The sequence below is a fragment of the Streptomyces sp. NPDC085596 genome, from assembly GCF_044541565.1.
In the GTDB taxonomy this organism is placed as follows: domain Bacteria; phylum Actinomycetota; class Actinomycetes; order Streptomycetales; family Streptomycetaceae; genus Streptomyces.
This window is the reverse complement of sequence record NZ_JBITTC010000004.1, coordinates 277,259-301,821: the sequence shown is the minus strand read 5'-3', so window position 1 is coordinate 301,821 and position 24,563 is coordinate 277,259. Positions and strand designations below refer to the sequence as shown.

Sequence of the window (24,563 nt, the reverse complement as noted above, 5' to 3'; positions counted from 1 at the left end):
GAGACGCCGTTCGGAGACTGAAAACGATCTCAGTGCCCCTGAGGGTGAGTACCCGCTCCCGCCACGAGCGACGCAGCCCTTCCAGCGCTCACCGCTCCCGGCGGGAGAACGCAGGGCGCGCGTGACCAGCCACAGCGGACCGACCACGCGCGCGCCCTGTCAGCCGCGTACGCCGAGCAGGTGATCCATCGCGAGCTGGTCGAGCTGCTCGAAGGCCATGCCACGCGCGGCGGCGGAGTCGACGTCGAAGCCCTCGAAGGCCGAACGGTCGGCGAGCAGGTCCTCAAGGCCGTCCGCGGCCGTGGGCTGCGCCAGCTCGTCCAGCCGCGAGGCACGCAGCGCCTCCTGCACCTCCGGGTCGGCGCGGAAGGCGGCCGCGCGGTCCTTCAGGATGAGGTAGTTGCGCATGCATCCGGCGGCCGAAGCCCAGACCCCGTCGAGGTCCTCGGTCCGCGGCGGCTTGAAGTCGAAGTGCCGGGGCCCCTCGTACCCTGCGCTCTCCAGAAGGTCGACGAGCCAGAAGGCGGACCGCAGGTCACCGGCACCGAAGCGCAGGTCCTGGTCGTACTTGATGCCGGACTGGCCGTTGAGGTCGATGTGGAAGAGCTTGCCCGCCCACAGCGCCTGGGCGATGCCGTGGGGGAAGTTGAGCCCGGCCATCTGCTCGTGCCCGACCTCGGGGTTGACGCCGTACAGCTCGGGGCGCTCCAGGCGCTCGATGAAGGCGAGGGCGTGTCCGACGGTGGGGAGCAGGATGTCGCCGCGCGGCTCGTTCGGCTTGGGCTCGATGGCGAACCGGATGTCGTAACCCTGGGCGGTGACGTACTCGCCGAGGAGGTCGAACGCCTCCTTCATGCGGTCCAGGGCCGCCCGGACGTCCTTCGCGCCACCTGACTCGGCGCCCTCGCGGCCGCCCCAGGCGACATAGGTCTCCGCGCCCAGTTCGACGGCGAGGTCGATGTTGCGGATCGTCTTGCGGAGCGCGTAGCGGCGCACGTCGCGGTCGTTGGCGGTGAACGCGCCGTCCTTGAAGACGGGGTGGGTGAAGAGGTTGGTGGTCGCCATCGGCACGGCCATGCCGGTCGCGTCCAGGGCCTGGCGGAAGCGCTTGATGTGCGACTCGCGCTCGGTTTCGGAAGCGCCGAAGGGGATCAGGTCGTCGTCGTGGAAGGTCACCCCGTGCGCGCCTAGCTCGGCCAGCCGCTGCACCGACTCGACCGGGTCGAGGGCGCGGCGGGTGGCGTCGCCGAACGGGTCCCTCCCCTGCCAGCCGACGGTCCACAGGCCGAAGGTGAACTTGTCCTCGGGGGTGGGCTGGTAGCTCATGCCGCGGCTCCTCGGTGCGTACGACTATTTCGTCATGGCCGTTTACAAATTAGTATGCGGAGGCGCCTCTGGGAAGAGACCGGATGTCTTCGACGCCGGGGCGCCATCGATGAACGGTGTCGCTGCCGGTCGATGACGCCGCGGAAGAGGGAGAGCCCGAATGTCAGCAGCCGAGGGTCCGCTCGTCGTCGGTGTGGACACGTCCACCCAGTCCACGAAGGCACTGGTCGTCGACGCGTCCACCGGACAGGTGGTGGCGAGCGGCCAGGCCGCGCACACGGTGACCTCGGGCGCGGGGCGGGAGAGCGATCCGCGTCAGTGGTGGGACGCGCTGTGCGAGGCGCTGCGCCAGTGCGGCGAGGCGGCGCACGAGGCGGCGGCGGTGTCGATCGGCGGCCAGCAGCACGGCCTGGTCACGCTGGACGCGCACGGCGAGCCGGTACGCCCCGCGCTGCTGTGGAACGACGTCCGCTCGGCACCGCAGGCCCGGCGTCTGGTGGAGGAACTGGGCGGCCCGGATGCCTGGGCGGAGCGCACGGGCAGCGTGCCCGGCGCGTCGTTCACGGTGTCGAAGTGGGCGTGGCTCGCGGAGCACGAGCCGGACGCGGTCCGCGCCACCAGGGCCGTGCGTCTCCCCCACGACTACCTCACCGAACGCCTGACCGGCCTGGGCACGACCGACCGCGGCGATGTCTCCGGCACCGGCTGGTGGGCGTCGGCGACGGAGTCGTACGACGAGGAGACCCTCGCGCATGTGGGGCTCGACCCGGCACTGCTGCCCCGGGTGGTACGGCCCGGCGAGGTGGCCGGCACCGTGCGCGACGGCCACGACCTGCCGTTCTCCAAGGGCACTCTGGTGGCGCCGGGAACCGGGGACAACGCGGCCGCCGCGCTCGGTCTGGGCCTGCGCCCGGGCACCCCGGTGCTCAGCCTCGGCACGTCGGGCACGGTGTACGCGGTCTCCGAGCGCCGCCCCACCGATCCGACCGGCACGGTGGCGGGTTTCGCCGACGCGCACGGCGACTGGCTGCCGCTGGCCTGCACGTTGAACTGCACCCTCGCCGTGGACCGGGTCGCGGCCCTGCTCGGGCTGGACCGCGAGGCCGTGGAGCCCGGCACCTCGGTCACCCTGCTGCCCTATCTGGATGGTGAGCGCACCCCGAATCTGCCCCATGCCTCCGGGCTGTTGCACGGCCTGCGCCATGACACGACCGCCGGTCAGGTACTCCAGGCCGCCTACGACGGCGCGGTGCACTCGCTGCTCGGCGCACTGGACCTGGTCCTCGACCAGGACGCCGACCGCACCGCTCCCCTGCTGCTGATCGGCGGCGGCGCCCGTGGCACGGCCTGGCAGCAGACGGTACGACGGCTGTCCGGGCGGCCGGTGCAGATCCCCGAAGCGAAGGAACTGGTCGCGCTCGGTGCGGCCGCGCAGGCGGCGGGTCTGCTGACCGGCGAGGACCCGGCGGCCGTCGCTCGCCGCTGGAACACGACGGAGGGACGGGTCCTGGACGCCGTGGAACGGGACGAGGAAGCCCTGGCCCGGATCGCCGGGGTACTCTCCGACGCGTCCCCGCTGCTGGAGCGGGGGTCGGACTCCCCCTGAGCCCGACCGGCCCCGACCAGGCGCGTGCCGGGTACGGCCGGACTGCCGTGGAGGACCACACGCAAAGCCCAGCAGCGGGCGACCGACTGGACCGCGAGCCGCGCACCCGGCGACGGACACCGAGGATCGACGGAGGCATGACCGCACCACCGCACGACACGCGACCGACGGGGAGCGGACGCACCCTGCCGGACACTCAGCAGGGCATGCGTCGCCGCAACCTGGCTCGGGTCATGCACACCGTCAGCGCGGACGGCCCGCTGTCGCGCGCCACGGTCGCCTCACGCATCGGTCTCACGCGGGCGGCCGTGTCGTCCCTCGTGGACGAGCTGATCCGCTGGGATCTCCTGGAGGAGCTGGGGCCCGAACGACCGAGCCGGGTGGGACGGCCCGGCTCCGCGCTCGCGGTGAGCGGCCGCGGTCCCGCGGGGATCGGCGCGGAGATCGGCGTGGACCACCTCGCGGTGTGCGCTGTCGACCTTCGCGGCGCGGTTCGCGCGCGAGCCGAGCGGCGCGGCGCGAACCGGGGGCGGTCTCCGAAGTCCGTGGCCCGGGAGCTGACCCGGCTGATCCAGCAGGTCACGGCCGAGGCGGAGAAGGACGGCCTGTGGGTCGCCGGGCTCGCGGTCGCCGTACCCGGTCTGGTCGCCCGCGACGGCCGTACCGTCGTGCGCGCCCCCAATCTCGGCTGGCATGACACCGACCTCGGTAGCGTGCTGCCCGACGGGGTTCCGCTGACCGTGGACAACGAGGCCAACTTCGGCGCCCTGGCGGAGCTGTGGCTCGGTGTCGGCTCCCCCGGCGACTTCCTGCACGTGTCGGCGGAGATCGGCATCGGCGCGGCGATCGTCGTGAACGGGCAGCTGCTGCGCGGCACCCGCGGGTTCGCCGGCGAGCTGGGCCATGTACCGGTCCGGCCGGACGGTACTCCCTGTCCGTGCGGCGGACGCGGCTGCCTGGAGCAGTACGCCGGAGAGGAGGCCGTGCTGCGGGTGGCAGGGATCGAACCCTGCGAGGACGTGATGGGGGTACTGGCGGAGCGCGCCGAGGCGGGCGACGAAGATGTGCGCGCGGCGCTCGGCGAGGCCGGCACAGCGCTCGGCATCGCCCTGACCGGGGCGGTCAATCTCCTGGACCCCGACACGGTCGTCCTGGGTGGTGCGCTGGCGGTCCTCTCACCATGGCTTCTCCCCTCTCTGCAACTCGAGCTGCGCAGCCGCACAGCCGGTCCGGCATGTCCTGTGGCAGTGTCCGAGCTGGGTCCGCAGGGGCCGCTGCTCGGTGCCGCGCATTCGGTGGTGCGGGCCGTGCTCGACGATCCGGCGATGGTGGCAGAACGGCGCTGACATTTCGTTGGATGCCCGTGGCGAGCGCCCGCCACGCTCGCTGGCGCCCGAAGCCCTCGAACGGGTGACCGACTTATCCACAATCCGCGAGTTGTCCACGGACCTGGCGCTCGCCCTTCTGCCCAACTCCCCCGCGCCGTACCGTGATTCACGCGAGCCGCAGTCGCTGCCTCGAGTGGCGGAAGCGCAGGCCGCACACGTGCCGAGCAACAGCTGACACAGGTATCGGGGGAGACATGTACACGGAATCGACCGGCACACGACGCCAGAGCCGACACCACCACGACCATTCCCGGTTCCCGCTGACGCGAGCTGACACTGTGTCGGTCATACGCGCAGGACTCCACTGAGCTGTGCGTGCACCACCCCGACGTCCCCGCGCATTCCTCGAGCGACGGCCTTCACGGGCCCGCGCACATCCACGCACTCAACTGCCGCCTCACCCACGGCAGGTGACGCTCACACTGCTGAAGGGCAGCCGACGATGGAGATGAACCAGCCCCGTACCCACCTCACCCGACGCGGCATTCTGAAGGGCGCGGCACTCGCCGCCGTCCCCTACGCGCTCCTCCCCGGCCCACAGGCGGCTGCTCAGACGGCGGTCGACTACCCGCCCGGCGAGTGGCAGCCGGCGAGCAGCGGCAACTACACGGCGTCCAGCCGCCCCGCGGCCTACGAGATCGACCGGGTGATCATCCATGTCACCCAGGAGACCTACACCAGCACACTGGCCATTTTCCGGAACCCCGAGAAGAAGGTGTCCGCGCACTATCTCGTGCGCTCGGCGGACGGTCATGTCGCCCAGTGCGTCCGGGAAGCAGATGTCGCCTGGCACGCGGGCAACTGGGATTTCAACACCCGCAGTATCGGCATCGAGCACGAGGGCTGGGTGGACCAGCCCGCCTACTTCACGAACGCTCTCTACGAGCAGTCCGCGAGACTGACGGCCGCGGTGTGCGACAAGTACGGCATCCCGAAGGACAGGGAGCACATCATCGGCCACTTCCAGGTTCCCGGCACCGATCACACCGACCCAGGGGTGAACTGGGACTGGGTCCGGTACATCAGGCTTGTCAATTTCTCCTGACCTCACGTCGACCCGGTTGTCCGCCGAGGAGTCGCGCGTGACGATGGCCCAGTTGATTCCCACAGGGAGGACGAGTTGACCGATCAGTGGGTGGCTCTGGAGCCGGGAGCCGACCCAGGCGAAAGAGTTCGGGCACTGCGCCGAGCACATGAGACCTTCACGACCGTCGGCACGGTTCCGCGCCCCGTCCGGCCGGTGGTGGCCGAGTCATGGCGGCGCAGCGCGCGGGCCGGCGTGGGGCCGGACGGCACGGCGAGCGTGGAACTGACCGACGACGACCTCGGCGCGTACCGCGCCGAGCATCCCCTGTCCCAGGTCATGCCGCTGGTCCGGGAGCTGGTGGGCACGTTCGCCGCCGATGGTTCGCATCTGCTCGCGGTGTGCGACGCGCACGGCAGGCTGATGTGGGTCGAGGGACATCCGACGACACTGCGGCGGGCGGACCGGATGAACTTCGTGCCGGGGGCGCGGTGGTCGGAGGCGGCTGTCGGTACCAACGCGCCGGGCACCGCGGTGGCCGTGGACCGTCCGGTGCAGGTCTTCGCGGCGGAGCACTTCATAAGGCGGGTGCAGCCGTGGACCTGTGCGGCCGCGCCGATCCACGATCCGCACACCGGCCGGGTCCTCGGAGCCGTCGACATCACCGGAGGGGACGGGCTGGCGCATCCGCACAGCCTGGGCTTCGTGCAGGCGGTGGCCCGCGCGGCCGAGTCACAGCTCAGCCTCCTCACCCCGCCGAGGCGGACGGAAGACACCGTCACGCTGAGCGCGCTTGGCCGGGACGAGGCGGAACTCCGTCCAGGTGACGGCCGCCGGGTCAGGCTGAGCCGTCGGCACAGTGAGATTCTCGTGCTCCTGGCCCGCCATCCCGAGGGCATGACCGGCGACGAGCTGCTGTGCGCGCTGTACGCGAACGAATCGGTGACGCCGGTGACCTTGCGCGCCGAGCTGGCCAGGCTGCGCCCGCTGCTGCCGCCTGGACTGCTGGCATCCCGGCCGTACCGGCTGTCCCTGCCGGTCGAGTGCGACGCGGCGCTGGTGGAGCGGCAGCTGGAGACGGGTGCGCTCACGACCGCTATACGGGCGTATCGCGGCCCGCTGCTGCCGGGCTCCCAGGCCCCCGCTGTCGTACGGCTGCGGCGCCGGCTCGCCGCGGCCCTCCGGACGGCGCTGATCACCCGCGGCGACCCGGATCTGCTGGCGGACTGGGCTCACGCACCTTGGGGTGAGCACGACCTACTGGTCTGGCGGGCCCTGGCGGCAGTGCGACCGAGCGCTCCGGTGCGGGCACGGATCGCGGCGCTGGAAGCCGAACTGGCCGCACCCGGGGTACCGAGCCGTCGCCCTCACCTCCGCCAGACACCCTGGGTGACCAGCGGTGCAACATATTCGCAACGTCCGCCTGTCTAGCCTCACGACGGGAGCTGCCCAACGGCGGGCAGCGCTGCACCGGGAGGCAGACCAGCATGACCCGTTACGCGACGCCCGGCTCCGAAGGCTCGATCGTCTCCTACCAGCCGCGGTACGACCACTTCATCGGCGGGGAGTACGTGCCGCCGGCGCGCGGGCAGTACTTCGAGAACCCGTCGCCGGTCAACGGGCAGCCGTTCACCGAGATCGCGCGCGGTACCGCGGAGGACGTCGAGCGGGCGCTCGACGCGGCGCACGCGGCCGCGCCCGGCTGGGGCCGTACGTCGGTGACGGTGCGTTCGGACATCCTGCTGAAGATCGCCGACCGTATGGAGGCCAACCTCGAGGCCCTGGCGGTGGCCGAGAGCTGGGAGAACGGCAAGCCGGTCCGCGAGACGCTGGCCGCGGACATCCCGCTGGCCATCGACCACTTCCGCTACTTCGCGGGGGCGATCCGCGCGCAGGAGGGGTCGCTGGGCGAGATCGACGACGACACCGTGGCCTATCATTTCCACGAGCCGCTCGGGGTCGTCGCGCAGATCATCCCGTGGAACTTCCCGATCCTGATGGCGACCTGGAAGCTGGCGCCCGCGCTCGCCGCGGGCAACGCGGTCATCCTCAAGCCCGCCGAGCAGACCCCGGCGTCCATCCACTACTGGATGAGCCTGATCGCCGACCTGCTGCCGCCGGGCGTGCTCAACATCGTCAACGGTTTCGGCGTGGAGGCGGGCAAGCCGCTGGCCTCCAGCGCCCGGGTGGCGAAGGTGGCGTTCACCGGGGAGACCACGACCGGGCGGCTGATCATGCAGTACGCCTCCGAGAACATCAAGCCGGTCACTCTGGAGCTGGGCGGCAAGTCGCCCAACATCTTCTTCGACGACGTGTGGGCGCACGACGACGACTTCCGGGACAAGGCCCTCGAGGGCTTCACCATGTTCGCGCTCAACCAGGGCGAGGTGTGCACCTGTCCCTCCCGAGCGCTCGTCCAGCGCGGCCACTACGCCGACTTCCTGGAGGCGGCCGTGGCCCGTACCCGGCAGATCAAGCCGGGGCACCCGCTCGACACCGACACGATGATCGGTGCCCAGGCGTCCAACGACCAGCTGGAGAAGATCCTCTCCTACCTGGACATCGGCCGTCAGGAGGGCGCCAAGGTGCTCACCGGTGGCGAACGCGTCGAGTACGACGGCGAGCTGAAGGGCGGGTACTACGTCCAGCCGACCATCTTCGAGGGCGACAACCGTATGCGGATCTTCCAGGAGGAGATCTTCGGCCCGGTCGTCTCGGTGACGTCCTTCGACGACTTCGACGATGCGATGAAAATGGCCAACGACACGCTGTACGGCCTCGGCGCGGGCGTCTGGACCCGCGACATCAACACCGCCTACCGAGCCGGCCGCACGATCCAGGCGGGCCGCGTCTGGACCAACTGCTACCACGCCTACCCGGCCCACGCGGCCTTCGGCGGCTACAAGCAGTCCGGAATCGGCCGCGAGACCCACAAGATGATGCTGGAGCACTACCAGCAGACGAAGAATCTGCTGGTGAGCTACTCGCCGAAGAAGCTCGGCTTCTTCTAGCGACACGAAAGAAGGCGCCTGACCTGGGGTTTTCCCCGGATCAGGCGCCTTCTTGGAGCGCACGGTCCCTCCCATGGGGGAGGAATCGAAATACCCCCTTCTTCCAGTTCATCCCACCGGTATCCCAGTCCTGACCAGCAGTTCCGGGCCATACACGGGCCAGATTGCGGCTCAGCCCTTGGCGCTGTTGTCCTCGCTGCGCCGGCTCCACTCCTGCATCGACTCCTCGATGAGCCGGTTGGAATGCTCCTGAAGACCGTCCAGGAACTTGGCGTAGTACTGGAAGAGCACTTGGATGCTCTGGCCGGCCCGGCGCGCGCATTCGGCAGGATCCACGCCGGAGTGCAGCCAGAACGAGATCCCGGCGTGCCGGAGGTCATAGGGCCTCTTGGCGAGGAGCGTCGGCTGCTCATTGGGAGCCAGGACCTTCTTACGGGCCCGCTCCCACGTCTTGCCGTAGGCCGCCGCATCAACGTAGCCGCCGGCTGCATTGCGAAACACTCGGCCATCGGGCGCAACGCCGAAGCGATCGACGTGTTTTCGCAGTGTGTGCACGAACGGCGGCGGTATCGGCACGGGACGTGTGGCCTTGACGGCTCGCCGCTTCAAGGAGTGCACTTCGTGGACCGAGCCATCGTCCGTCCACTCCTTGCCGGCCGTGACGACACCTCCGCTCAGGTTGAGCATGCCCCAGCCGCTCTTCGGCAGGTGGCACTGTGAGATCTGCAGGTGGATGACCTCTGCCGGACGCATGGCCGCGTGGTACATGCAGCCGAAGAACGCCTCAAGGTGCGGGCCGCGTCCCCGTTGTTCGCCGACAGCGGTCAGCAGGCGAGCAACCTGGGTCGGGTTCGGCACGCAGGCAGGGTCCACTTCCTCGCTCACTCCAGGAGCCTGCCACTTGACCCTTGCGAGCGGATTCTCCGCGAAGTATCCCTTGTCGACGGCAGTTCCGAGGACCTCGCTGAAGGCCGATCGCTTCCGCAGGGCGGTCTTCGCCGCGGCGGACTCTCCGTCGATCTTCCGGCCGAGGGCGTCCAACGCTCTGCGTACGACGTCTGGTTCCATCAGCTCACTGACGGGCAGGGAGTGCCGCTTCATCCAGTCGAGGGCATGCTGCCATTCGGCGGCCGGCTCACTCTCCCAGGCTCGCTTGTTTAACGCCCATGAATATAGCGCGCACCGCAGGACCCTCGGCTCCGAGTAGCGTGCTTCGCGCCTCACCAGCGCGGGCGTGATGGTGGCGAGTGCATCAGCGAGGGTACGACGGGTGTTGCCAGGCGTTCGGTCCCATCGATGTAGGCATGAGCCAGGTCGTACCAGGTGGTCCGCTGCCGAATGGCACGGATCTCGGAGGCCGGCAGACCAGTCTGCTCGTCGAACGCCTCACCGTCACGCGCGGCCGTCATGAGCTTCGCTCGTCGACTCTCGGCCAGTCCCTTGGTGATGAAGGACTCCGACTGCTCGCGGCCGTTGACCGTCCATCGGACCTCGAACGGCTTGCGACGCTTCGGCCGCTCCCGGATGTCCCAGAAGCGGACCTTGTAACTCATCGCCATTCAGGCGTATCCCTTTCGCACGCCCGCCACCAGGCGTCAAGGTCTGCACGACGGCAGCGAAGTTCGCCGTTCGGGAGCTTGATCATTCGAGGAGCCTGGTTGCGGGCACGCAGACGGTAGAACGCCGAGGGACTCATGCGGATCTCCGCCAGGACCTCAGCGAGTTTGAGCGCAGGGGGACGAGCCATTTTTTCCTTTCAGTCGGGAACAGGAAAGGCTACGCAGGTGCAAATCACAAGGAAGCGCCGCATAGTCCCGGGACAGTGCGTCCGCCGGCTCCACTACAAAGCACGGCCGATGCGGACGAACATCAATGGTCGCGAGGATCGCCGGTTTGGCCAACCGGCGATCATGGGCTATGTTGCGCGCCCCGCGCCGATGAGATCGCAACACCTTGGATCACCAAATAGGCCAGCCACGCAGGCGCAGACGCACAGTCGACAGTGAACGATTCTTAGCCACCAGACATTTTCGAATGGCGGGATCAGACACACGAACCTCCTAAACAGGAACTGCTCCAGACCGCCAATCTCACAAGGCTGGGATTATCGTCTCTCCGTTCCTGCCCGTCGAGCCGCTCCTCGTCCAACCTTGCATTTTCGAGACGTTGTACATTGGCATGGTCCCAGCCGAGGTTCCAGTCTTTTGCCGCCAACTCTCGTCTGCCGTGAGCGAATGCCCACTATCAATCCGCCGGGAAGTCGACAACTTTAGGCGCGATAAGAACTGCCCTGCAAATAGGCACGCGAGGGCACCGTCGTGCGATCCGCGGTGGCTGTCCGCTATTGCTGTGGTGTGGACCGGACGGGGGGCTCGTCCAGGGCGGGCTGGGAGGAAGCGCCGGACGTTCGGGAAACCCCCGCATCCTCGTCTGCGGATGCGTCATGATCACGGGCATGCACCCTCGTGACAAAGAGATATGGCGGGCGATCGATCAGGGTCTCAGGGCGATCGACTGGGAGGCGTGGTTCGGTTGTCCGGAGGGCGCCGACTATCTCTCCCCCGCAGGTCACGAGGTGACCGCACGCGCCGTGGCTGGCCTCACCGCGTTCTTCAACAGCCGCTGGCTGCCCAAGGCCGTGGTCCCCTCCCCCGCCCGGGGTCAGGCCAGCGACACCTTCGTCGGTCTGGGCCGACACGCCCCGGTGCTCCAGTTCATGAACGGAGCCGCGCCGGGAGCATGGGTGGAGGCGGTGCGGTGGTGGGCCGCGTACGCCTATTTGGAAAAAGCCGGGGTACCCGGCATTGCCTCGGTCAAGCGGGATGCACGCTGCGACGTCACCCTGTCCCGGTTCCTGCACTCCCAGACACAGGCCCGGCTCGCGCTCATGGGGGCGGCCCGCGGACTCCCGGTCGAGCTGGAGCCGGCGAAAGCCAGCGGTGGTCCCGGCGACGTCCGTGTCGGCCCCGTCTTCATCGAGGTCGTCACCCTCGCCGAGGACCAGAAAAGCCAGGACTACGAGAGGTTCCGCCAGAACCTCCAGGCTCACCTCTTCACTCTGGACAGGGACCGTGACATCTACTGGGAAGGCGACCTCCCCGAACTCCTCAACAGCGACGCCTTCGAGGTATGGAAAAAGCGGACCGAGGAGGCCGCCCAACAGTGCGCTGCCTCGGGGGCCGCGGTCGATGTCCTCAGCAACGCCGGCAGGCGGCTGACCGTCCACCCTGGCACGGCGCCCCAGGGCACCACTCTGACCGGTGACACGGTGGAGAGCGACCAGGGCAGGCGGCTCCTGGGCAAGGTGCGTGCCAAGTGCGCCAAGACGGCGGGGGCGGGCACCGCGTGGATCTGGGTGGAGGACCACAGCGGCCTCTTCCACTTCCCAACGCCCTTCGCGGGGATGCCGCTCGCCGCCAAGACCGATGCGCTCGCAGACCTGTTGGGGCCTCTGCTGACGGAGTACGTCCACGTTGCCGGGATCGTCGTCTCGAACGCGGCCCGGCGGCGCTTGCCGCTCCCTCCGGACGAGGACGCCCTCCGCCCCGCCGCGCAGGGCTTCCGGCGGGGGCTGCCCCTCGACCGGGTCCGGGAGACGATCGTGATCCCCCGGCGAATCCTCCTACCTGAACAAACCAGCCTGATAGCCAGAATGTGCGATGCCGAAGCCGATGCGCTCGACTGGGCCCTGGGGAAGCTTGGTGTTCCTCAAGGCGTGGCATCGCTGCTGACCGACTCGTCGACACCGCGCCGGGATTCCGCGCTGTGGACGCCGCGAGCGGACCGAGGCGGTAAGACGGCGTGAAGACGACATGCTGGGGTCCCAAACGTGGTCCCCAGATTCACGCAGCGTCGGACCAGCGGTGCCTACGCCGAGCCCATGGTCTGCTGATGGCCTGCCGCGACGGTTCGTACAGCATCGGCTACGGCTGCAATCCCTGCGGCCATAAGCGGTCGCAAGGAGCTCATTTCGCGCGCGTCCCTCCAAACGCCGGTGTTCGGGGTTACGAAAGGCACAACGCTCACTCCAAGGGCTTCGAACGGCCCGGTGACCAGATAGCGCATGCCACCGGTTCCGCACTGGTAGCCGCGCGCGCCGGTGGCAGCGGAGAGGTCTGCGAGCCGCTCTGAGCGCTCCGACCGGGTTGCCAAGCAACTGCTCCGCTGGATGCGTCCCCTCCACCCCAGGAGCCTGAGCAACAGCCTTGTGGACTCCTCGGCAAGATCAGCCATTCTCGCGGTCTCCAGCCGATGAAGCACAGAGTCCAGCCCGTCTCGGAACCTCGGCCAGTCGGGGCCCTTCGCGTAGTACTGCGCCAGCATGTGCGTGAGGCGGCGACGAGCCAGGTCCGGGTCGGCCACAACTGCGTCCTTGATGAGAGTGGACCGCCCGTGGGGTAGGTGGGTCGGGATCGAGAGCCACTGGCGCCGGTCGGGGCAGGACATGCTGCCGAGTCGGGCGCGGTGCTGGAAGTCGCGGCGGGCGAACTGCACGTCGTCGAGGACGATCCAGCAGTCCGCCGCGAAGAGCTTTGCGAGGGTGCTCAGCCGGGGGAACAGGTTGGGCTGGTGGATCGCCACCAATCCCCCCGGGACTGCTTCACGCGCCGATGAGCCTGCTGGTGAAGCCGGCGCGGATGAGGTCTTCGTACGCGGCATGCACGCTCTCCGGGACGTCCTGCTCGATCGCGAAGCCCTGCTTCGGATACTCGATGATGCGCTGGAAGTCGCCGACGAGCATCTCAATAACGAGCTTCTCGTCGCCGATGCTCTTCAGGTAGTCGTCGAACTCCATCGGTTCAGAGGCACACAGCACTTCGACGTCAGGCCACAGCTTGCGGGCGGTGGCGAAGGAGCGCCGTTCCATGTACGGCTTGGAGACGAGAAGCACCGACTTGGGGATGAGGCCAGCGGAGGCGAGGAGCTCTCGGGACCGCTCGATGTTCTGCCCCGTGTTGCCAGCGTTCGGTTCCACCAGGATCGCGCTGTCCGGCACGCCGAGGGTGAGTGCGTGCTCACGGAAGTGGACGGCTTCGCCGCGGGGGAAGACCTTGGGGGTGGTGGGGCTGTTGCCGCCAGTGAACACCAGGGTGGGGAACAGCCCGCCCCGATACAGCTCCGCGGAGAAGGCTGCGACGCCGAGATCATGGCTGCCGAGGCCGATGGCGACGTCGACGGGATGCAGCTCGTGACCCATTTGGTGGTAGTCCCAGACCAGCTTGGCATTGCGGATCTGCTCGTCGTTGATGGCCGGCTGATTGTCGGTCACTCGCTCGTCTCCCTGGTCAACGTGGTGAAGGGCTGGCTGGCCCATCGGCCGTCCTCCGGATGTCCGTGATGCTGCGGAGCTGGTGGGTCAGGCCGTACTGGGCCGCCCGCTTGGCAGCGTCGTCGAGGACGCGTAACCCATCATCCAGGGTCGCGCGGTCGGACAGGAGGATGTGCCCGTACGCGGTGTCCAGCCGTACCCGCTGCATGGGCGCATCGGTGATGCCTGTACTGCGAGCCACGTCGATGAGGCGCAGGGCCGCGTCGAGATTGCCGGTTCCGCGGTGGGCCAGGGCGAGCTTCTGCTGCGCGACGGACCAGTCGTCCTGCTCGGCAAGGCCCTCGAACTCGCGGATGGCTTCCTCCATCACCCGAACCGCGTAGTCGTGGTTGCCGTCCTTGCTCAGCGCCGTGCCCACCCAGAGTCGCGCGCGGGCACGGTCCCGCGGGGATAACCGCTCGTCGATTGCGAGGTCCTCGTACCGTCGGGCCGCGGTCTCCAGCGCCCCGGACATCTCGGTGACAACCGCGAGAGAGAGGTCGAGCTGCGCCACGCGCCGCGGAATTTCCAACTCGGTATAGAGAGAGCGGGCTTTGGCATAGCAGCGTTGGGCGGAGAGCGGGCCTACGACTGCCCCTTGGTCCCGCTTGAGATCGCCTTGCAGGGCGACGGAGCGGGCGAGGAGGTAGGTGCCTCGCTCGTCCAGCTCCGAGGGCTGATAGCTGGACGACCATCGCCGAAGCAGGTCGTCGGCGAAGGCGAAGTTCTGGTGGGACAGCGCGACGACCGCACGTTCGAGGTCGTCCGTCCAGGACTCGTACTCCCAGGCCCGAGGTCGAGGGATGGTGACGCGGCGCGCCGTTTCGCCGGCGAGTCGTCCCACTTCTCCCTCGGAGAGCTTCGCGAGCTCCGTCTCGAATCTCAGATGAGTTGCGGCATCGGACCGGGCCAGCGCTGTGTCGAGGATGGCCTGGCGCACGGCCCGCCCCTCCAACTCGCAGGGCGCACCGAGCGTAGCAGCCCCCGGGCGCCCCGAAGGGGGCCATCACTCGTACGAGGGACAGGGTGGCGGGCCAGCCTGTCCCTCAGTCACGATGCCTGGATGCAGGATGACGAACCGCTGGAGGAGTGGGCTCGCCGACGCGACGCACGCCAGGCCGGCTCTAAGGGCAAGCGGCGCGCGATGCCGCTCGGCGAGGGTCCCCACCGCGGGGCCCACGTCGACCCCGGCGCACCACGAGCGATCGAGGAGTGGACCGGCACGGACTGGGCGGCGATCGGCGTCGTGGAGAGCCTTGCCGCCGCGCAAGCCGTCTTGTACCCGCCGCCGCCCGTACAGGAGAAGCCTGCCGAGTGGGACCGGCCCGCGCTGGGCAGGGGGCGAGGTCGGCACCGAAAGCCGACCGCGGCAGAAGAGCGGGATCGGTAAGCGGCACAGCGCCCGGGCGCAGGGGGTTTGATCTCGAACTGGCCCATCCGGGCAGTACCTTCAAGGGGTTCGGTATGAAATTCGGGGACAGGGGAGGGAACAGCATGTCGACGGACAATATGTCGATGGGCAAGCGGGTGTTGCGCGAGATCGGCATGGTGGCCAAGGAGAGCGTGCGGGCCACTTACCGCAAGGAGTGGGAACTCGGCTTCGACGATGCCGCCCAGACCTGCCTGGGTGTCCTGTCGGAAGCCGCAGACGAGCTGCGGACGAAGATGAAGACCGGGAACTTGTCCAAGCAAGAGCAGCCACTGCTCGCGCGGCTGGAAGAGCTGGAGGAGGAGATGGGCAAGCGACTCCAGAGCGCCTGGGAAGCGGAGCCTGCTGTAGAAGCCTTGCCGCAGCCGTCTGTCAGCCGCCACTAGCAAACTCGGCTGCCCTGAGGGTCACTTCCGAGGGTCGGCCCTGTACGTCACGACGTCGGGCACACCGAGGATCATGCCGGTGATGCAGCCCTTGTTCCAGGCTTCGCGCTCGTCGCCGTCCAGGCCGTCGGCAGCTTGTCTGCGCACTCCCGTTGTCCCACGGAGACGGGATATCGGGTGTCGGGGCCGCCAGGGCGGGTGCACATGTCCTGCCGGGCAGCCACCTCCCCGCCGGTCGTGCAGTACGTGAAGTTGGTGTCGATGACGCGCTTCGCGTAGTCCGTCGCCGTCTGCTCGCCGAACCGATAGCCGTCCCAGTACCTCGCGGTCTTGTCCTCCTCGGTGGTGCAGCCGGCGAGCACGAGAGCGGCGAGGGCGAGCGGTACGAAGGTGCGTCGCATGCGCCGGAGCATACGAGAAGAGCCCCGGCCCCCGCGGGGGGCCGAGGCTCCGGTCAGACCAGACGGCCCACGACGCTTCTCTGCCGGAGCCCGTCCAGGCGGTGCTCGCCGAGGCCACCGCGCTCGCCGTGGCCGTGGACGACATCGGCGCGCGCTTCCCGCCTCGCGTCGGGGCCCTGCCCCCCAGTACCCTCGCTGGCAGTCGTGCCCGACCACACCGAGGCGGCGGAGGAGAATCAGTTGCTGCTCGCGACCGCCACCGCCCACCCGTTCAGCGGACGCGGCATCGCTGAGCAAACCGGTCGCCCTCGCCTCCCAGCGCGACGGTCCGGTCTCGAACAACAGCGGGCCCGCACATACCAAGTACGTGCGGGCCCGCTTACTGAAGAGATCAGACCTTCCACGCCGGTCAGATCTGGAGGATCAGCGTCTCAACCTGGTCGAGCGACGTCACGCTGGCCCGGGCCGCGTCCCGTGCCTTCGACAGCTTCTCCATCCACTCGATCCGCTGCTCGGCCGGGAGCCGACCTTCTCCGAGCTGGGCCCGCAGACGACGCGCCTCCTCAAAGTCCGTCATCAGCGTGTGGGCGGAGTCCACGGCCCGCTGGTAACTCCCCTCGACAAGCTCGACGCGGGCGGGCAGCTGCTGCCGCAGCGCGGCCAGCTGGTCGCGGGGGTCGACCGTCACCTCCTCGCGCGAGGTGCTGCCGTCGCCGGCATCCGCACTGTTCCCGGCGCCCGTGGAGGTGCCGGCGTCCCCTCCGGCCGGGGCGGCACGGCCGAGCTCCACGGGGAACATCTCGTCGAACCACGCCTTGTCGGCGACGTAGCCGGTGGGCCGGCCCTCGATGTCCGGGGCGATCACCATGCCCGCGGTGATCGGCGTCCGCTCCTCCTTGCTCCAGTCCTGCTCGCCGTAGCAGACCAGGGGCGTGCCGTCCTGCGCCTCGGGCGGCAGCGTCGCGTCCGGGTGCTCCAGCACGGCCTTGGCGAACGCCAGGAGAAGGGCCCGGCTGATGCCCGGGACGTTGTCCTGCGTGTACGCCAGGGTGAGGGCGGCGAGCGCACTGCTGGGACTGCGGCGCACGCCCTTGCGCCCGTCGCCCGCCTCACTGCCCTGGCCGGGCGTGATGAACGGCTGCGGCGCGTGGATCAGCACCGGCGCCATCCGCTGGACCAGGGCGGCCCAGGCGCCGGCGTCACCGGCCTCCGCCCCGAGGAACAGCTCCCTGAGCGGCTTGGGGTCCTGCCTGGCGCCCTCCCTGACCTCCGACGTGCCGAAGAAGCCCAGCGCGGAGAGGATGTTGCCCCGGTGCAGGAACAGCTGCGCGACGGCGGCGGACCACAGCCGCGTGCGCGCCTCGGCCGTCTTCGCCCGGATCTGGCTCCACGCCGGCTCCTGCAGTGCTCCCCGCACGATCGGCCAGAACCGCCCCGTGTCGCGGACGGTCCGCCTGCTCGACTTCGGCGTGTTCTCGGGCGGGATCTCGGGAAGCACGAGCGCGGTGATGGCCCGCACCGCGATGTCGCGCAGCACGGCGGGGGAGACCTCCTCGCCGGCGGGGACGAGCAGTTCGAGCGGGTCGAGCGGCCCGTTGGCGGTCAGGGCGTCGCGCACGCCGGCCAGGTCGAGGAAGTCCACACCGCGGGCGTTGGGGAACGCCTCGGCGAGGGCCGCGGCCAGGGCCGACTCCCTGGCGTAGGAGTCGACGAGCGTCGCGAACAGGGCGATCAGGCGCGCGTCCTCCTCATAGGGCTGGATGCCGCGCAGGTGATCGTTGACGTTCAGCGTCCGCAGGACGTGTTCCAGCGCCTCCGGCCTGCTGCAGCCGATCACGATCTCCGCGGACACCGTGGCGATCTTCCCCGCCCGCAGCGACGGGTCGGTCGGCAGCGTTTCCGGCCTGGCAGCGTCCTGGTTGAGCCGGGTGGAAATCCGGTTCAGGATTTCCCGCAGACTCAGCAGCAGCAGCCCGGGGTCGGTCTTCTCCTTCGGCAGGGACACCAGGAGCTGGGGCATTCCCGTCACCAGGTGCTCCGGACGCACGCCGAAGACGTCCAGACGGGCCAGCGCCCGGTTGTTGCCGGTCACGGCGGTCAGCCGCCACGGCTTCGACACCGTGCCGTCGGAGTTGGTGATCTGCCACTGCTGCAGGACGTTCATGCCCTTGGAGAGCTGGCCCGCGTCCACCAGGGACTCCGCCAGGTCATACCCGCGGGTCCTGCCGGCACGCTCCAGGCTCGCGGCAGCGTAGCGCTGCAGGTGGACAGCCACCGCGTACGGCTGCTCCGCCAGGACGAGCGCCGCCTTCGCCGCTCCCTCCTCCTCCGCGGAGCGGACCACCGGACGCGGCCTCCGGTTACCCAGGGCAGCGAGGAGGTCCTGACGCCTGCCCTCAAGCTCGTTCACCCGGCGAAGAGCGTCCTGGTGCTTCTGCGTGGCCGCCGCCAGCGCCTGCGCGCCGTACGACTCGTCTCCCGGCGTACGACGGCAAGCCTCCACCTCCTTCTCGGTGGACTTCGCGGCCTTCTGGGCCTCCTCCAGCGCCACCTCGGCGGCGACGAGGTCCTCGACGCGCTGGTTGGCCTCCGGGACGGGCGGCGACCAGGCGGGGACGGTGCGGTCGTTGAGGTGCCACGGGGCAACCGCGGCGCCGTGGACGTCGCACATCAGCAGCAGCACCTGGTCGGTGCCGGCCTGCACGAGCCGGTGGGCAGTCGGCTTGAGAACCTTCTTACCCCGATGGGTGGAGATCAGGTTCTTGATCTCGGTGTCCGGAAGAGCGGGGGCGAGACCCTCGGTGATCGCCTGCCGGGGAGGCGGTACTACCTCCAGCTCCGCGCAGGTGTTCTCGACGGCGTCCGCGAGGCGCTCACCCCAGATGGTGGTGCCGATGTAGGGGTAGATGCCGTCAGGCCGTTTCGTGGCCATGGTGTCGTCCTTCCACCCGGCCGTGCCGGGCGAACACAACGCCCCCGCCTCCCGGGAGCGTGACACGCGCCCGAGCGCCGAAGCCTCGTGCCGGCAAGGCGCGAACCGGCACCCGAGAACTGAGATGCGCGGAACTCCCTGCCCCGTACGGTCCACCTGCCAACGTCCGAAGAAGGATCAACCCGACAGCACCATGGGGCGCTTGGGAATCTCGCAGCTTGCTCCTGCTCCGCCGAGGGCGGCATGAGGCGGACACCGGTGATGGGCCACCGACGTGCACCACGAAATCTGCCACCGGCATCGGCGACCTGGCGAACCGAAACGGCAGGGTTCACCAGATCGGGTGGGCCTACCCGCATGAGGCCCCAGCGCAGGCCGAGTTGAGGTATTGGCAGGGTTTCGAGGGGCGAAACCGTCAGGGGCACACGTCTCAGCCCGGGCTGCCGTCTCCCCGCCGACCACGCAGTACGTGTGCGGGGCCACTCCGGTGTCCGGAGTGGCGGCGGGACAATGACGTCGTGACCTTGACCGGAGAGAAGTACACCCAGCTCAACCAGAACGAGCCGACCTCGGACAGCACCGGCGGAGGGCGCTGGATCGCCTGCGACGAGTCCGGGTGGGATGGTGAGCAGCTCGTCGGCCGGCAGCGCCGCTTCCTTGTCTTCGCGTCCGTCGCCATCGACGACGCCGAGGCGGCCCCAGTGATCAGCACCCTTCGGGAGCAGGCGCGGATCCAGCAGGCCCGGGAGCTGAAGTTCCACCTGTTCAAGGGCCGTGAGGAGCGGTGGTCCCTGCTGAAGAATCTGTGGGGTCCGGCCGGTGCACTGCACGAACGCTGCTCGGTGTACGTGGTCGACAAGGAGTACGCCGTGGCAGCGAAGGCGATCGATCTGCTGCTGGAGGAGAAGGCGCACGCGGAAGGGCGGAACCTGTACGCCCAAGGCAAGGCACGCGCCATGGCCCGGACACTGGCGCTCCAGGGACCACGCGCCCTTCCGGGCGCGCTGTTCGATGCGCTGATGTCCTCGTTCGTGGCCCTGGCTTCCCAGCGCGCCCTGGGACGGGAAGAAGCCGCACTGGAGTCGTTCTTCGCAGCGGTCGACCAGGCATGGGGCGCCTCGCGGCGGCGGCCGGTAACTGAGGTGCTGGCCCAGGTGCGCTCCACCCGGCCGTACGCGGCGGCCCTTCACCAGGAGGACTCCCCGTTCCCCTCGCTGGAAATGCTTATCCCGGCGGTGACTCAGACAGCCCGCCGATGGGGACACAGCCTCGGGCTCGTCAGTGTCCTCACCGATGAACAGCGCGTATTTACCGACGATGCCCTGCGCACCGTGCTGGAGTACGCCACCAGTCCGATAGGCATGACTCTCCTGACTCGCGAGAGGGGTGCTCCTGTGAAGACCGTGCTCCGCGGCTCTTCCGCCGACCACCCGTCCATCCAGCTCGCCGACCTGCTGGCGGGGGCCGCAGCCGCCGTGACCGAACGCCATGTAGGCAACCCCTCCCCGGCCGCCGAGGGACTGTGGCCGGTCATCGTGCCCTTGGTCGAGCAGAGCTCGTTGATGCCCTACGACGACCCGGCTGCCCAACTCGTCGGGCTCGAAGCCCGCCGCGCGCGGCGGGCCGGGTAGCACCAGCAGGGCAACTCCGGGCGGGAAGGTGGCCGCCTTCGGTGTGCTCGCGGAAGGAGACGGTGTCGGCGCTGGACGGGGGGCCGAGGACCTTGCGGCCCAGGGGGTTGCTGCAGAAGAGGGACGAGTCCTGCGGGACGTCGGAGGCTCCTGCCCAGCCGGTGTTCTCGGCGTGCGCCTGTTCCCAGCAGAAGTCCACGACCGCAGGGCCGGTGCGAGTGAACCAGTAGAGGCCGGCGGCGGTCAGCAGGTTCTAAGCGGCGCAACATAGCGCGGGATCGCCGGTTAGCCAAACCGGCGATCCCGCGCACCATTGATAGTCCACCGCCACGCCCTGCCCGCCCATCGGAAGGCATCTCCCGACGATCACAGAGCAACCGCGAATCGCACACGTCCCGGAGGCCAGCTTGCGCTCACGCAGCCGCGTAGCTCGCGCGGAACAGATCCTGCGCCCGCTCCACGTCCTTCGGCGTACGCAGTTGCACCTCCAGGTCACCCGTCCCGTGGTGACCGAGACCGGAGACATCCCGCGTGAAGCCCGGCACAAGGTCGATCTCCTTCGGGTCGACCTTCAGGTAGACCAGGAGCTTGCTCCGCTGCGGCGGACACACGCAGGCGAAGTTTCGCAGCCGCTGGTACGCCCGATACGTCTTGCGCTCGACGCGGTTCACCCCGTCCCCGAGCCCGAGCAGTGCCTCGTCGACCGCGCTCACCAGCTCCATCATCGACGTACCCTGGACGTTGACCGCTTGGGCAACCGCCTGCCGACGCGCTCGGCGGGCCACCGGCACGCCGCCGCTGACTGACGCCACGGTCTCAAGCCCGACCAGTTCGCTGCCGAAGAATCGGTAGCGGACCAGGTCGATCGAACGCCGGTGCTCGCGCACGGCGTGCACGTCGTAGCGGGTGAAGTCGCCAGCGATGCAGATCAGGCGCGGGCCGCTCCAGAGCACCTGGGACGCGGCCGTAGCCCCGAGCCGGTCGCGGACCAGGTGCTCGAACTCGGCTCGGTGGTCCACCAGCCAGCTGAGATAGAACAGGCCCTGGTTGATGACGCCGGCGTCGACCCCTCGCTTGTACTCGACGATGACCGGCGATCCATTCTCGTCCAGTCCCAGCGAGTCGATCCGGCCACCGTGCACCGGCCCGGTGGTGTACTCGCTCGCCAGGAACCGGACCCCCAGCAGCGTCTCCATGTGAGTCTCGACGAGACCCTGCACATCTGCCTCGACCTCAGCCAGGCGCGACATGACCTCGGTCACTTCGTCTTTCGTGTTGAACAGCCTCAGCCCCGACACCGTCCTCTCTCCGATTACGGGGATGCAACGCCGGACGGTGATCGAATTGTTTCCGTATGGGCCTTCGGAGCCGTGAAGATTCCGTGAGACCCTACGTACGGCCCGGCGGGGCGCTCGCGTCCCACGGCTCCCCAGGGGTCTGCTGCCTCCACATACGTCCCACAGGCCGCCGGGACGAGCGCCTGAGCCCTGGGTTTTCGCAGGTCAGCCCCCGTAGCTCAGTGGATAGAGCAGGCGCCTTCTAAGTACTTGGCGCATCTCGCACAACTCCGAGAGCCAGTTACCGCACCCACCCCACAGCAAGCCGTTGCCGAGTGAATCCGACACGGAAAGGAAGGATGCCGGACCTCCGGCCGAAATGGATCGCTTTCACGTTCGATTTCGAGGCATTGTCAGTGCCGTGTCCTAGCGTGAATTCCCTGTCGAGGGAATGGTGTTGGGAGGGCTCTCAGTGTTCTTTGGCGAGTCATCTGCGGCGTACGAGAGCATCACGTCGCGGATGAAGGCGCTGGCCGTGGTGCGGCCGCTATTGGCGCTCGACGACAGTCCGGCGAAGCGGGAGCGAGGCTGGGAGGGGTACCGGCTGGCCGAACTCGCCCTGGCGGCGATTGACTTCGTGACGCTGCGGATAGGGGCGCGGACGGCAGTTCGACAGGAAGCCGTCGTGGAACGGGTAGCTGAGTCTGCGGCGCTCCAGGTTCCCGGGCGGGCGGGTACCGAGTATCGGGAAGTCGCGCGCTGGCTGGTGGAACGCCTGATCAACACCGAGAGACACGACCGGTGCTTTCGGCACAAGATCGGCAGCGTGACGGGCGACGGCTTCGTCGTCAGGGAGTTTCCGTTCCAGATCCTCAAAGACGTGCCGGACGAAGCCGGGCAGGCTGCGCTGACCGTTACTGATGCGGCCATCACGGTGCTCGTCCATGCGGTCGATGTGGACATCGCGTCCGAGCAGATCGCGGCGGAGGCCAAGTTAGCCGCGTTGCTAAAGCGCGCGCGGATCGGTGAGGCATGGCAGGCCGCCCGCGCCGCCCATGTCCAGAGCATCCGGTACGCGAAGGAGCTGCTGGACCGCATGGAGGAGATGAAACGCAACGTTCGGGCCGTCGACTGGGAAGCGGATCTTGAGGGCCCGCTGAAGGAGGCGCAAGAGCACGTTGAGGAGAGGTCTCGGGCGGAGACTCAGCTGAAGGCACAGGTGGCGCAACTGCTCGAGGTCACGGAAGAGGAACACAAGCGGCAACAGCTAGAAGCACTGGATGCGCTGATCGAGGATTGTCTACAGCGGCACTTGATGCTCATCGACATGCTGCTCAGGGTGGTTCCTGAGTTCCGGCGCCAGCAGGACCGGCAGATCTTCGTACCACCCGTGGTCCATACACGGGTGCATCTGCGCAGCCAGCTCCTGGAGCCGACGCTCGAGCTCAGCATCGAGGACAGCGAGCGGCCCCTGGAGACGTTCGTGCGCGGGGTGCTGGGTCCGGTCCGCCCGAGGGTTATGTACCTGCCGGACTACTTCGAGGCCCTCACGCGGATGCCGGAACCGGCCGAGGTTGAGCTGGTCGCAGTGGGTGCATCGGACGACTGGGAAAACACGTCCGATCCACCGAGGTTCGACGACGCGCAGCATGCATGGGTGGACAGGCTGCTTTCGGGTGTCCCCGGGGAGGGCGTGCGGCTGTCTCGGCTGCTCGAGCGTGCCCGTCAGTGGGGCGACGGCAGAGGGCCAGGTGACGACACTGACCATCTGCTGGCTATGAAGACCGCGCATCGTTTTCGGCATATCCCCGTCGCCGAGCTGGCGCGCGGTAGGGAAGCCGTCGTTGTCGTGGATGACGGGACTGAGTTGGACGACCCGGTTTTCGGTGGAAGCGACTTCCTGCTGTTGCCGGCCGTGGGTAAACCGGTCTCCGACAGCGTTGATGCGGCCCCGAACACGCAACCGCCCCATTCACCAGAGTTTGTTCCCCGCACCACGAGCGACGATCTGGAGCCGAGTGCATGACGCAGTACGACGATGTTGCCGCAGCAGCCCGGATGGTGGCTCTGGCTATGACACGCGGCAAGTCCCCAGCACGTTCTGGAGAGTACGCCCACCTCGTGCGGCGGTTCGAAACGGAACCGGACTTCGCCCAGCTGGTGCGGAAGGTCGCGCAGGGTTTTGACCTCACGGTCCGGGAGGTGCACCCGCAGGCGGGGCTGGTCCTGGCAACCACGACCGAGACGGCCTTCGCCGTCTCGATCAGCGACCTCGTGCCGAATGCGGAGAACCGGCCGCTATACCTGCTCGCCCACCTGGCCATCGCGTCGCGAGCCTTCCCTCGTCCGGAGGACTTGGACGACGACGAGCACGTCGCCCGGGTATCGGTGCAGAAGGTCGACGAAGACGTCAGGGCCTATGCGACCGTCCTTGAGCGCCGTGCTGCAGCCGCCGACGAGGACACTGACCCGCCAGCCGGCAGCCCCGGGCTGGAGGGATTGTGGCGGGCCTACCTGCGTCGAAACCCCACCGGTCGTACGGACAAGGACAGGACTCCTCGCTCGGCGACCTACGCGCTGGTGAGGAGGGCGTTCGCGCATCTCGAGCAGCGCGGATTCGTCCGCGCGACCAGTGAGGAAGAGGGCGGCACCTACGCCACCAACGTCCTGTACAGGCTGCACATTCGTGACCAGGCAGCCCGGGAAATGCTCCAGGAATTGGCCGCCCTGGGCATGGCTGCCTTGCCGCATCACGATGCGCCACTCCCATCCGAGGCTCCGAAGCAGCCTGACGCTACCGACCACGGCATGCTCCCGGACTCCGCCCCAGCCACCTGACGCCAT

At 68.7% G+C, this 24,563-nt stretch carries 20 protein-coding genes and 1 pseudogene; 11 read left to right on the top strand and 10 right to left on the bottom strand.

What is annotated here, in order from left to right; genetic code table 11:
* Nucleotides 1–159: 159 nt before the first annotated feature.
* Nucleotides 160–1,326 carry a xylose isomerase gene (xylA, locus tag ACIGA3_RS14460; protein WP_399714627.1) on the bottom strand — a complete coding sequence of 389 codons (1,167 nt, stop codon included), beginning with the start codon at nucleotides 1,324–1,326 and terminating at the stop codon, nucleotides 160–162.
* Between the two features lie 160 nt (nucleotides 1,327–1,486).
* Between xylA and xylB the strand changes: the two genes are divergently transcribed.
* The 5 genes from xylB to adh all read left to right on the top strand — a co-directional run bounded on the left by xylB (nucleotide 1,487) and on the right by adh (nucleotide 8,355).
* A complete protein-coding gene (gene xylB, locus ACIGA3_RS14455) occupies nucleotides 1,487–2,932 on the top strand; it encodes a xylulokinase (RefSeq protein ID WP_399714624.1) in 1,446 nt (481 codons plus the stop codon).
* A gap of 137 nt (nucleotides 2,933–3,069) precedes the next feature.
* Nucleotides 3,070–4,278 (top strand): ROK family protein, encoded by a 1,209-nt coding sequence (locus ACIGA3_RS14450; RefSeq protein WP_399714622.1) that lies wholly within the window; start codon nucleotides 3,070–3,072, stop codon nucleotides 4,276–4,278.
* Between the two features lie 490 nt (nucleotides 4,279–4,768).
* Nucleotides 4,769–5,365, top strand: coding sequence for an N-acetylmuramoyl-L-alanine amidase (locus tag ACIGA3_RS14445; RefSeq protein ID WP_399715397.1), 597 nt, complete (start codon nucleotides 4,769–4,771; stop codon nucleotides 5,363–5,365).
* A 75-nt stretch (nucleotides 5,366–5,440) separates the two neighbouring features.
* Complete coding sequence (locus ACIGA3_RS14440) at nucleotides 5,441–6,775, top strand: GAF domain-containing protein (protein ID WP_399714620.1); 1,335 nt, start codon at nucleotides 5,441–5,443, stop codon at nucleotides 6,773–6,775.
* Between the two features lie 56 nt (nucleotides 6,776–6,831).
* Nucleotides 6,832–8,355, top strand: coding sequence for an aldehyde dehydrogenase (adh, locus tag ACIGA3_RS14435; protein ID WP_399714616.1), 1,524 nt, complete (start codon nucleotides 6,832–6,834; stop codon nucleotides 8,353–8,355).
* A 171-nt stretch (nucleotides 8,356–8,526) separates the two neighbouring features.
* On the opposite strand, the gene ACIGA3_RS14430 is transcribed toward adh, so the two are convergent.
* The 3 genes from ACIGA3_RS14430 to ACIGA3_RS14420 all read right to left on the bottom strand — a co-directional run bounded on the left by ACIGA3_RS14430 (nucleotide 8,527) and on the right by ACIGA3_RS14420 (nucleotide 10,102).
* The gene (locus ACIGA3_RS14430) at nucleotides 8,527–9,456 is read right to left on the bottom strand and encodes a tyrosine-type recombinase/integrase (protein WP_399714613.1); all 930 of its coding nucleotides are present in this window, start codon (nucleotides 9,454–9,456) and stop codon (nucleotides 8,527–8,529) included.
* 119 nt (nucleotides 9,457–9,575) lie between these two features.
* Entirely contained in the window at nucleotides 9,576–9,914 is a 339-nt protein-coding gene (locus ACIGA3_RS14425; protein ID WP_399714610.1) for a hypothetical protein, read from the bottom strand.
* A complete protein-coding gene (locus ACIGA3_RS14420) occupies nucleotides 9,905–10,102 on the bottom strand; it encodes an AlpA family transcriptional regulator (protein WP_283855584.1) in 198 nt (65 codons plus the stop codon). The genes ACIGA3_RS14425 and ACIGA3_RS14420 overlap by 10 nt, the downstream gene beginning before the upstream one ends.
* 696 nt (nucleotides 10,103–10,798) lie before the next feature.
* Between ACIGA3_RS14420 and ACIGA3_RS14415 the strand changes: the two genes are divergently transcribed.
* Entirely contained in the window at nucleotides 10,799–12,160 is a 1,362-nt protein-coding gene (locus ACIGA3_RS14415) for a hypothetical protein (protein WP_399714607.1), read from the top strand.
* Nucleotides 12,161–12,222: 62 nt separating this feature from the next.
* Here the strand turns inward: ACIGA3_RS14415 and ACIGA3_RS14410 are convergent, their stop codons facing one another.
* From ACIGA3_RS14410 to ACIGA3_RS14400, 3 genes and pseudogenes are all read right to left on the bottom strand, one after another.
* Nucleotides 12,223–12,936: a WbqC family protein gene (locus ACIGA3_RS14410; protein ID WP_399714604.1), complete on the bottom strand. Its 714-nt coding sequence runs from the start codon at nucleotides 12,934–12,936 to the stop codon at nucleotides 12,223–12,225.
* 19 nt (nucleotides 12,937–12,955) lie between these two features.
* A complete protein-coding gene (locus ACIGA3_RS14405; RefSeq protein WP_399714602.1) occupies nucleotides 12,956–13,624 on the bottom strand; it encodes a YdcF family protein in 669 nt (222 codons plus the stop codon).
* 16 nt (nucleotides 13,625–13,640) lie between these two features.
* Nucleotides 13,641–14,615, bottom strand: a pseudogene (locus ACIGA3_RS14400) (hypothetical protein); the annotation flags it as partial.
* Between the two features lie 111 nt (nucleotides 14,616–14,726).
* Between ACIGA3_RS14400 and ACIGA3_RS14395 the strand changes: the two are divergent.
* Complete coding sequence (locus ACIGA3_RS14395; protein WP_399714598.1) at nucleotides 14,727–15,053, top strand: DUF6087 family protein; 327 nt, start codon at nucleotides 14,727–14,729, stop codon at nucleotides 15,051–15,053.
* A 104-nt stretch (nucleotides 15,054–15,157) separates the two neighbouring features.
* On the top strand, nucleotides 15,158–15,478 hold the full coding sequence (locus ACIGA3_RS14390; RefSeq protein ID WP_184931852.1) for a hypothetical protein: 321 nt from the start codon (nucleotides 15,158–15,160) through the stop codon (nucleotides 15,476–15,478).
* Nucleotides 15,479–15,549: 71 nt separating this feature from the next.
* Here ACIGA3_RS14390 and ACIGA3_RS14385 read toward each other — a convergent pair whose 3' ends face one another.
* Both ACIGA3_RS14385 and ACIGA3_RS14380 read right to left on the bottom strand, forming a co-directional pair.
* Nucleotides 15,550–15,879: a hypothetical protein gene (locus ACIGA3_RS14385; RefSeq protein WP_399714595.1), complete on the bottom strand. Its 330-nt coding sequence runs from the start codon at nucleotides 15,877–15,879 to the stop codon at nucleotides 15,550–15,552.
* A 409-nt stretch (nucleotides 15,880–16,288) separates the two neighbouring features.
* Nucleotides 16,289–18,811: a hypothetical protein gene (locus ACIGA3_RS14380; protein ID WP_399714593.1), complete on the bottom strand. Its 2,523-nt coding sequence runs from the start codon at nucleotides 18,809–18,811 to the stop codon at nucleotides 16,289–16,291.
* Nucleotides 18,812–19,329: 518 nt separating this feature from the next.
* Between ACIGA3_RS14380 and ACIGA3_RS14375 the strand changes: the two genes are divergently transcribed.
* Complete coding sequence (locus tag ACIGA3_RS14375) at nucleotides 19,330–20,442, top strand: hypothetical protein (RefSeq protein ID WP_399714591.1); 1,113 nt, start codon at nucleotides 19,330–19,332, stop codon at nucleotides 20,440–20,442.
* Between the two features lie 413 nt (nucleotides 20,443–20,855).
* Here the strand turns inward: ACIGA3_RS14375 and ACIGA3_RS14370 are convergent, their stop codons facing one another.
* On the bottom strand, nucleotides 20,856–21,740 hold the full coding sequence (locus ACIGA3_RS14370; protein WP_399714588.1) for a DUF5655 domain-containing protein: 885 nt from the start codon (nucleotides 21,738–21,740) through the stop codon (nucleotides 20,856–20,858).
* 451 nt (nucleotides 21,741–22,191) lie between these two features.
* Between ACIGA3_RS14370 and ACIGA3_RS14365 the strand changes: the two genes are divergently transcribed.
* Both ACIGA3_RS14365 and ACIGA3_RS14360 read left to right on the top strand, forming a co-directional pair.
* Nucleotides 22,192–23,745 carry a hypothetical protein gene (locus ACIGA3_RS14365; protein WP_399714586.1) on the top strand — a complete coding sequence of 518 codons (1,554 nt, stop codon included), beginning with the start codon at nucleotides 22,192–22,194 and terminating at the stop codon, nucleotides 23,743–23,745.
* Complete coding sequence (locus tag ACIGA3_RS14360) at nucleotides 23,742–24,557, top strand: hypothetical protein (protein WP_381619443.1); 816 nt, start codon at nucleotides 23,742–23,744, stop codon at nucleotides 24,555–24,557. The genes ACIGA3_RS14365 and ACIGA3_RS14360 overlap by 4 nt, the downstream gene beginning before the upstream one ends.
* Nucleotides 24,558–24,563: the final 6 nt, after the last annotated feature.

Excerpts from the sequence above, each read along its gene's own strand:
- ACIGA3_RS14380 (WP_399714593.1), bottom strand. The coding sequence starts at position 18,811 with ATGGCCACGAAACGGCCTGACGGCATCTACCCCTACATCGGCACCACC.
- ACIGA3_RS14450 (WP_399714622.1), top strand. The coding sequence starts at position 3,070 with ATGACCGCACCACCGCACGACACGCGACCGACGGGGAGCGGACGCACC.
- ACIGA3_RS14415 (WP_399714607.1), top strand. The coding sequence starts at position 10,799 with ATGATCACGGGCATGCACCCTCGTGACAAAGAGATATGGCGGGCGATC.
- ACIGA3_RS14445 (WP_399715397.1), top strand. The coding sequence starts at position 4,769 with ATGAACCAGCCCCGTACCCACCTCACCCGACGCGGCATTCTGAAGGGC.
- adh (WP_399714616.1), top strand. The coding sequence starts at position 6,832 with ATGACCCGTTACGCGACGCCCGGCTCCGAAGGCTCGATCGTCTCCTAC.
- ACIGA3_RS14420 (WP_283855584.1), bottom strand. The coding sequence starts at position 10,102 with ATGGCTCGTCCCCCTGCGCTCAAACTCGCTGAGGTCCTGGCGGAGATC.
- ACIGA3_RS14385 (WP_399714595.1), bottom strand. The coding sequence starts at position 15,879 with ATGCGACGCACCTTCGTACCGCTCGCCCTCGCCGCTCTCGTGCTCGCC.
- ACIGA3_RS14395 (WP_399714598.1), top strand. The coding sequence starts at position 14,727 with ATGCAGGATGACGAACCGCTGGAGGAGTGGGCTCGCCGACGCGACGCA.
- xylB (WP_399714624.1), top strand. The coding sequence starts at position 1,487 with ATGTCAGCAGCCGAGGGTCCGCTCGTCGTCGGTGTGGACACGTCCACC.
- ACIGA3_RS14360 (WP_381619443.1), top strand. The coding sequence starts at position 23,742 with ATGACGCAGTACGACGATGTTGCCGCAGCAGCCCGGATGGTGGCTCTG.
- ACIGA3_RS14430 (WP_399714613.1), bottom strand. The coding sequence starts at position 9,456 with ATGAAGCGGCACTCCCTGCCCGTCAGTGAGCTGATGGAACCAGACGTC.
- ACIGA3_RS14390 (WP_184931852.1), top strand. The coding sequence starts at position 15,158 with ATGTCGACGGACAATATGTCGATGGGCAAGCGGGTGTTGCGCGAGATC.
- ACIGA3_RS14425 (WP_399714610.1), bottom strand. The coding sequence starts at position 9,914 with ATGGCGATGAGTTACAAGGTCCGCTTCTGGGACATCCGGGAGCGGCCG.
- xylA (WP_399714627.1), bottom strand. The coding sequence starts at position 1,326 with ATGAGCTACCAGCCCACCCCCGAGGACAAGTTCACCTTCGGCCTGTGG.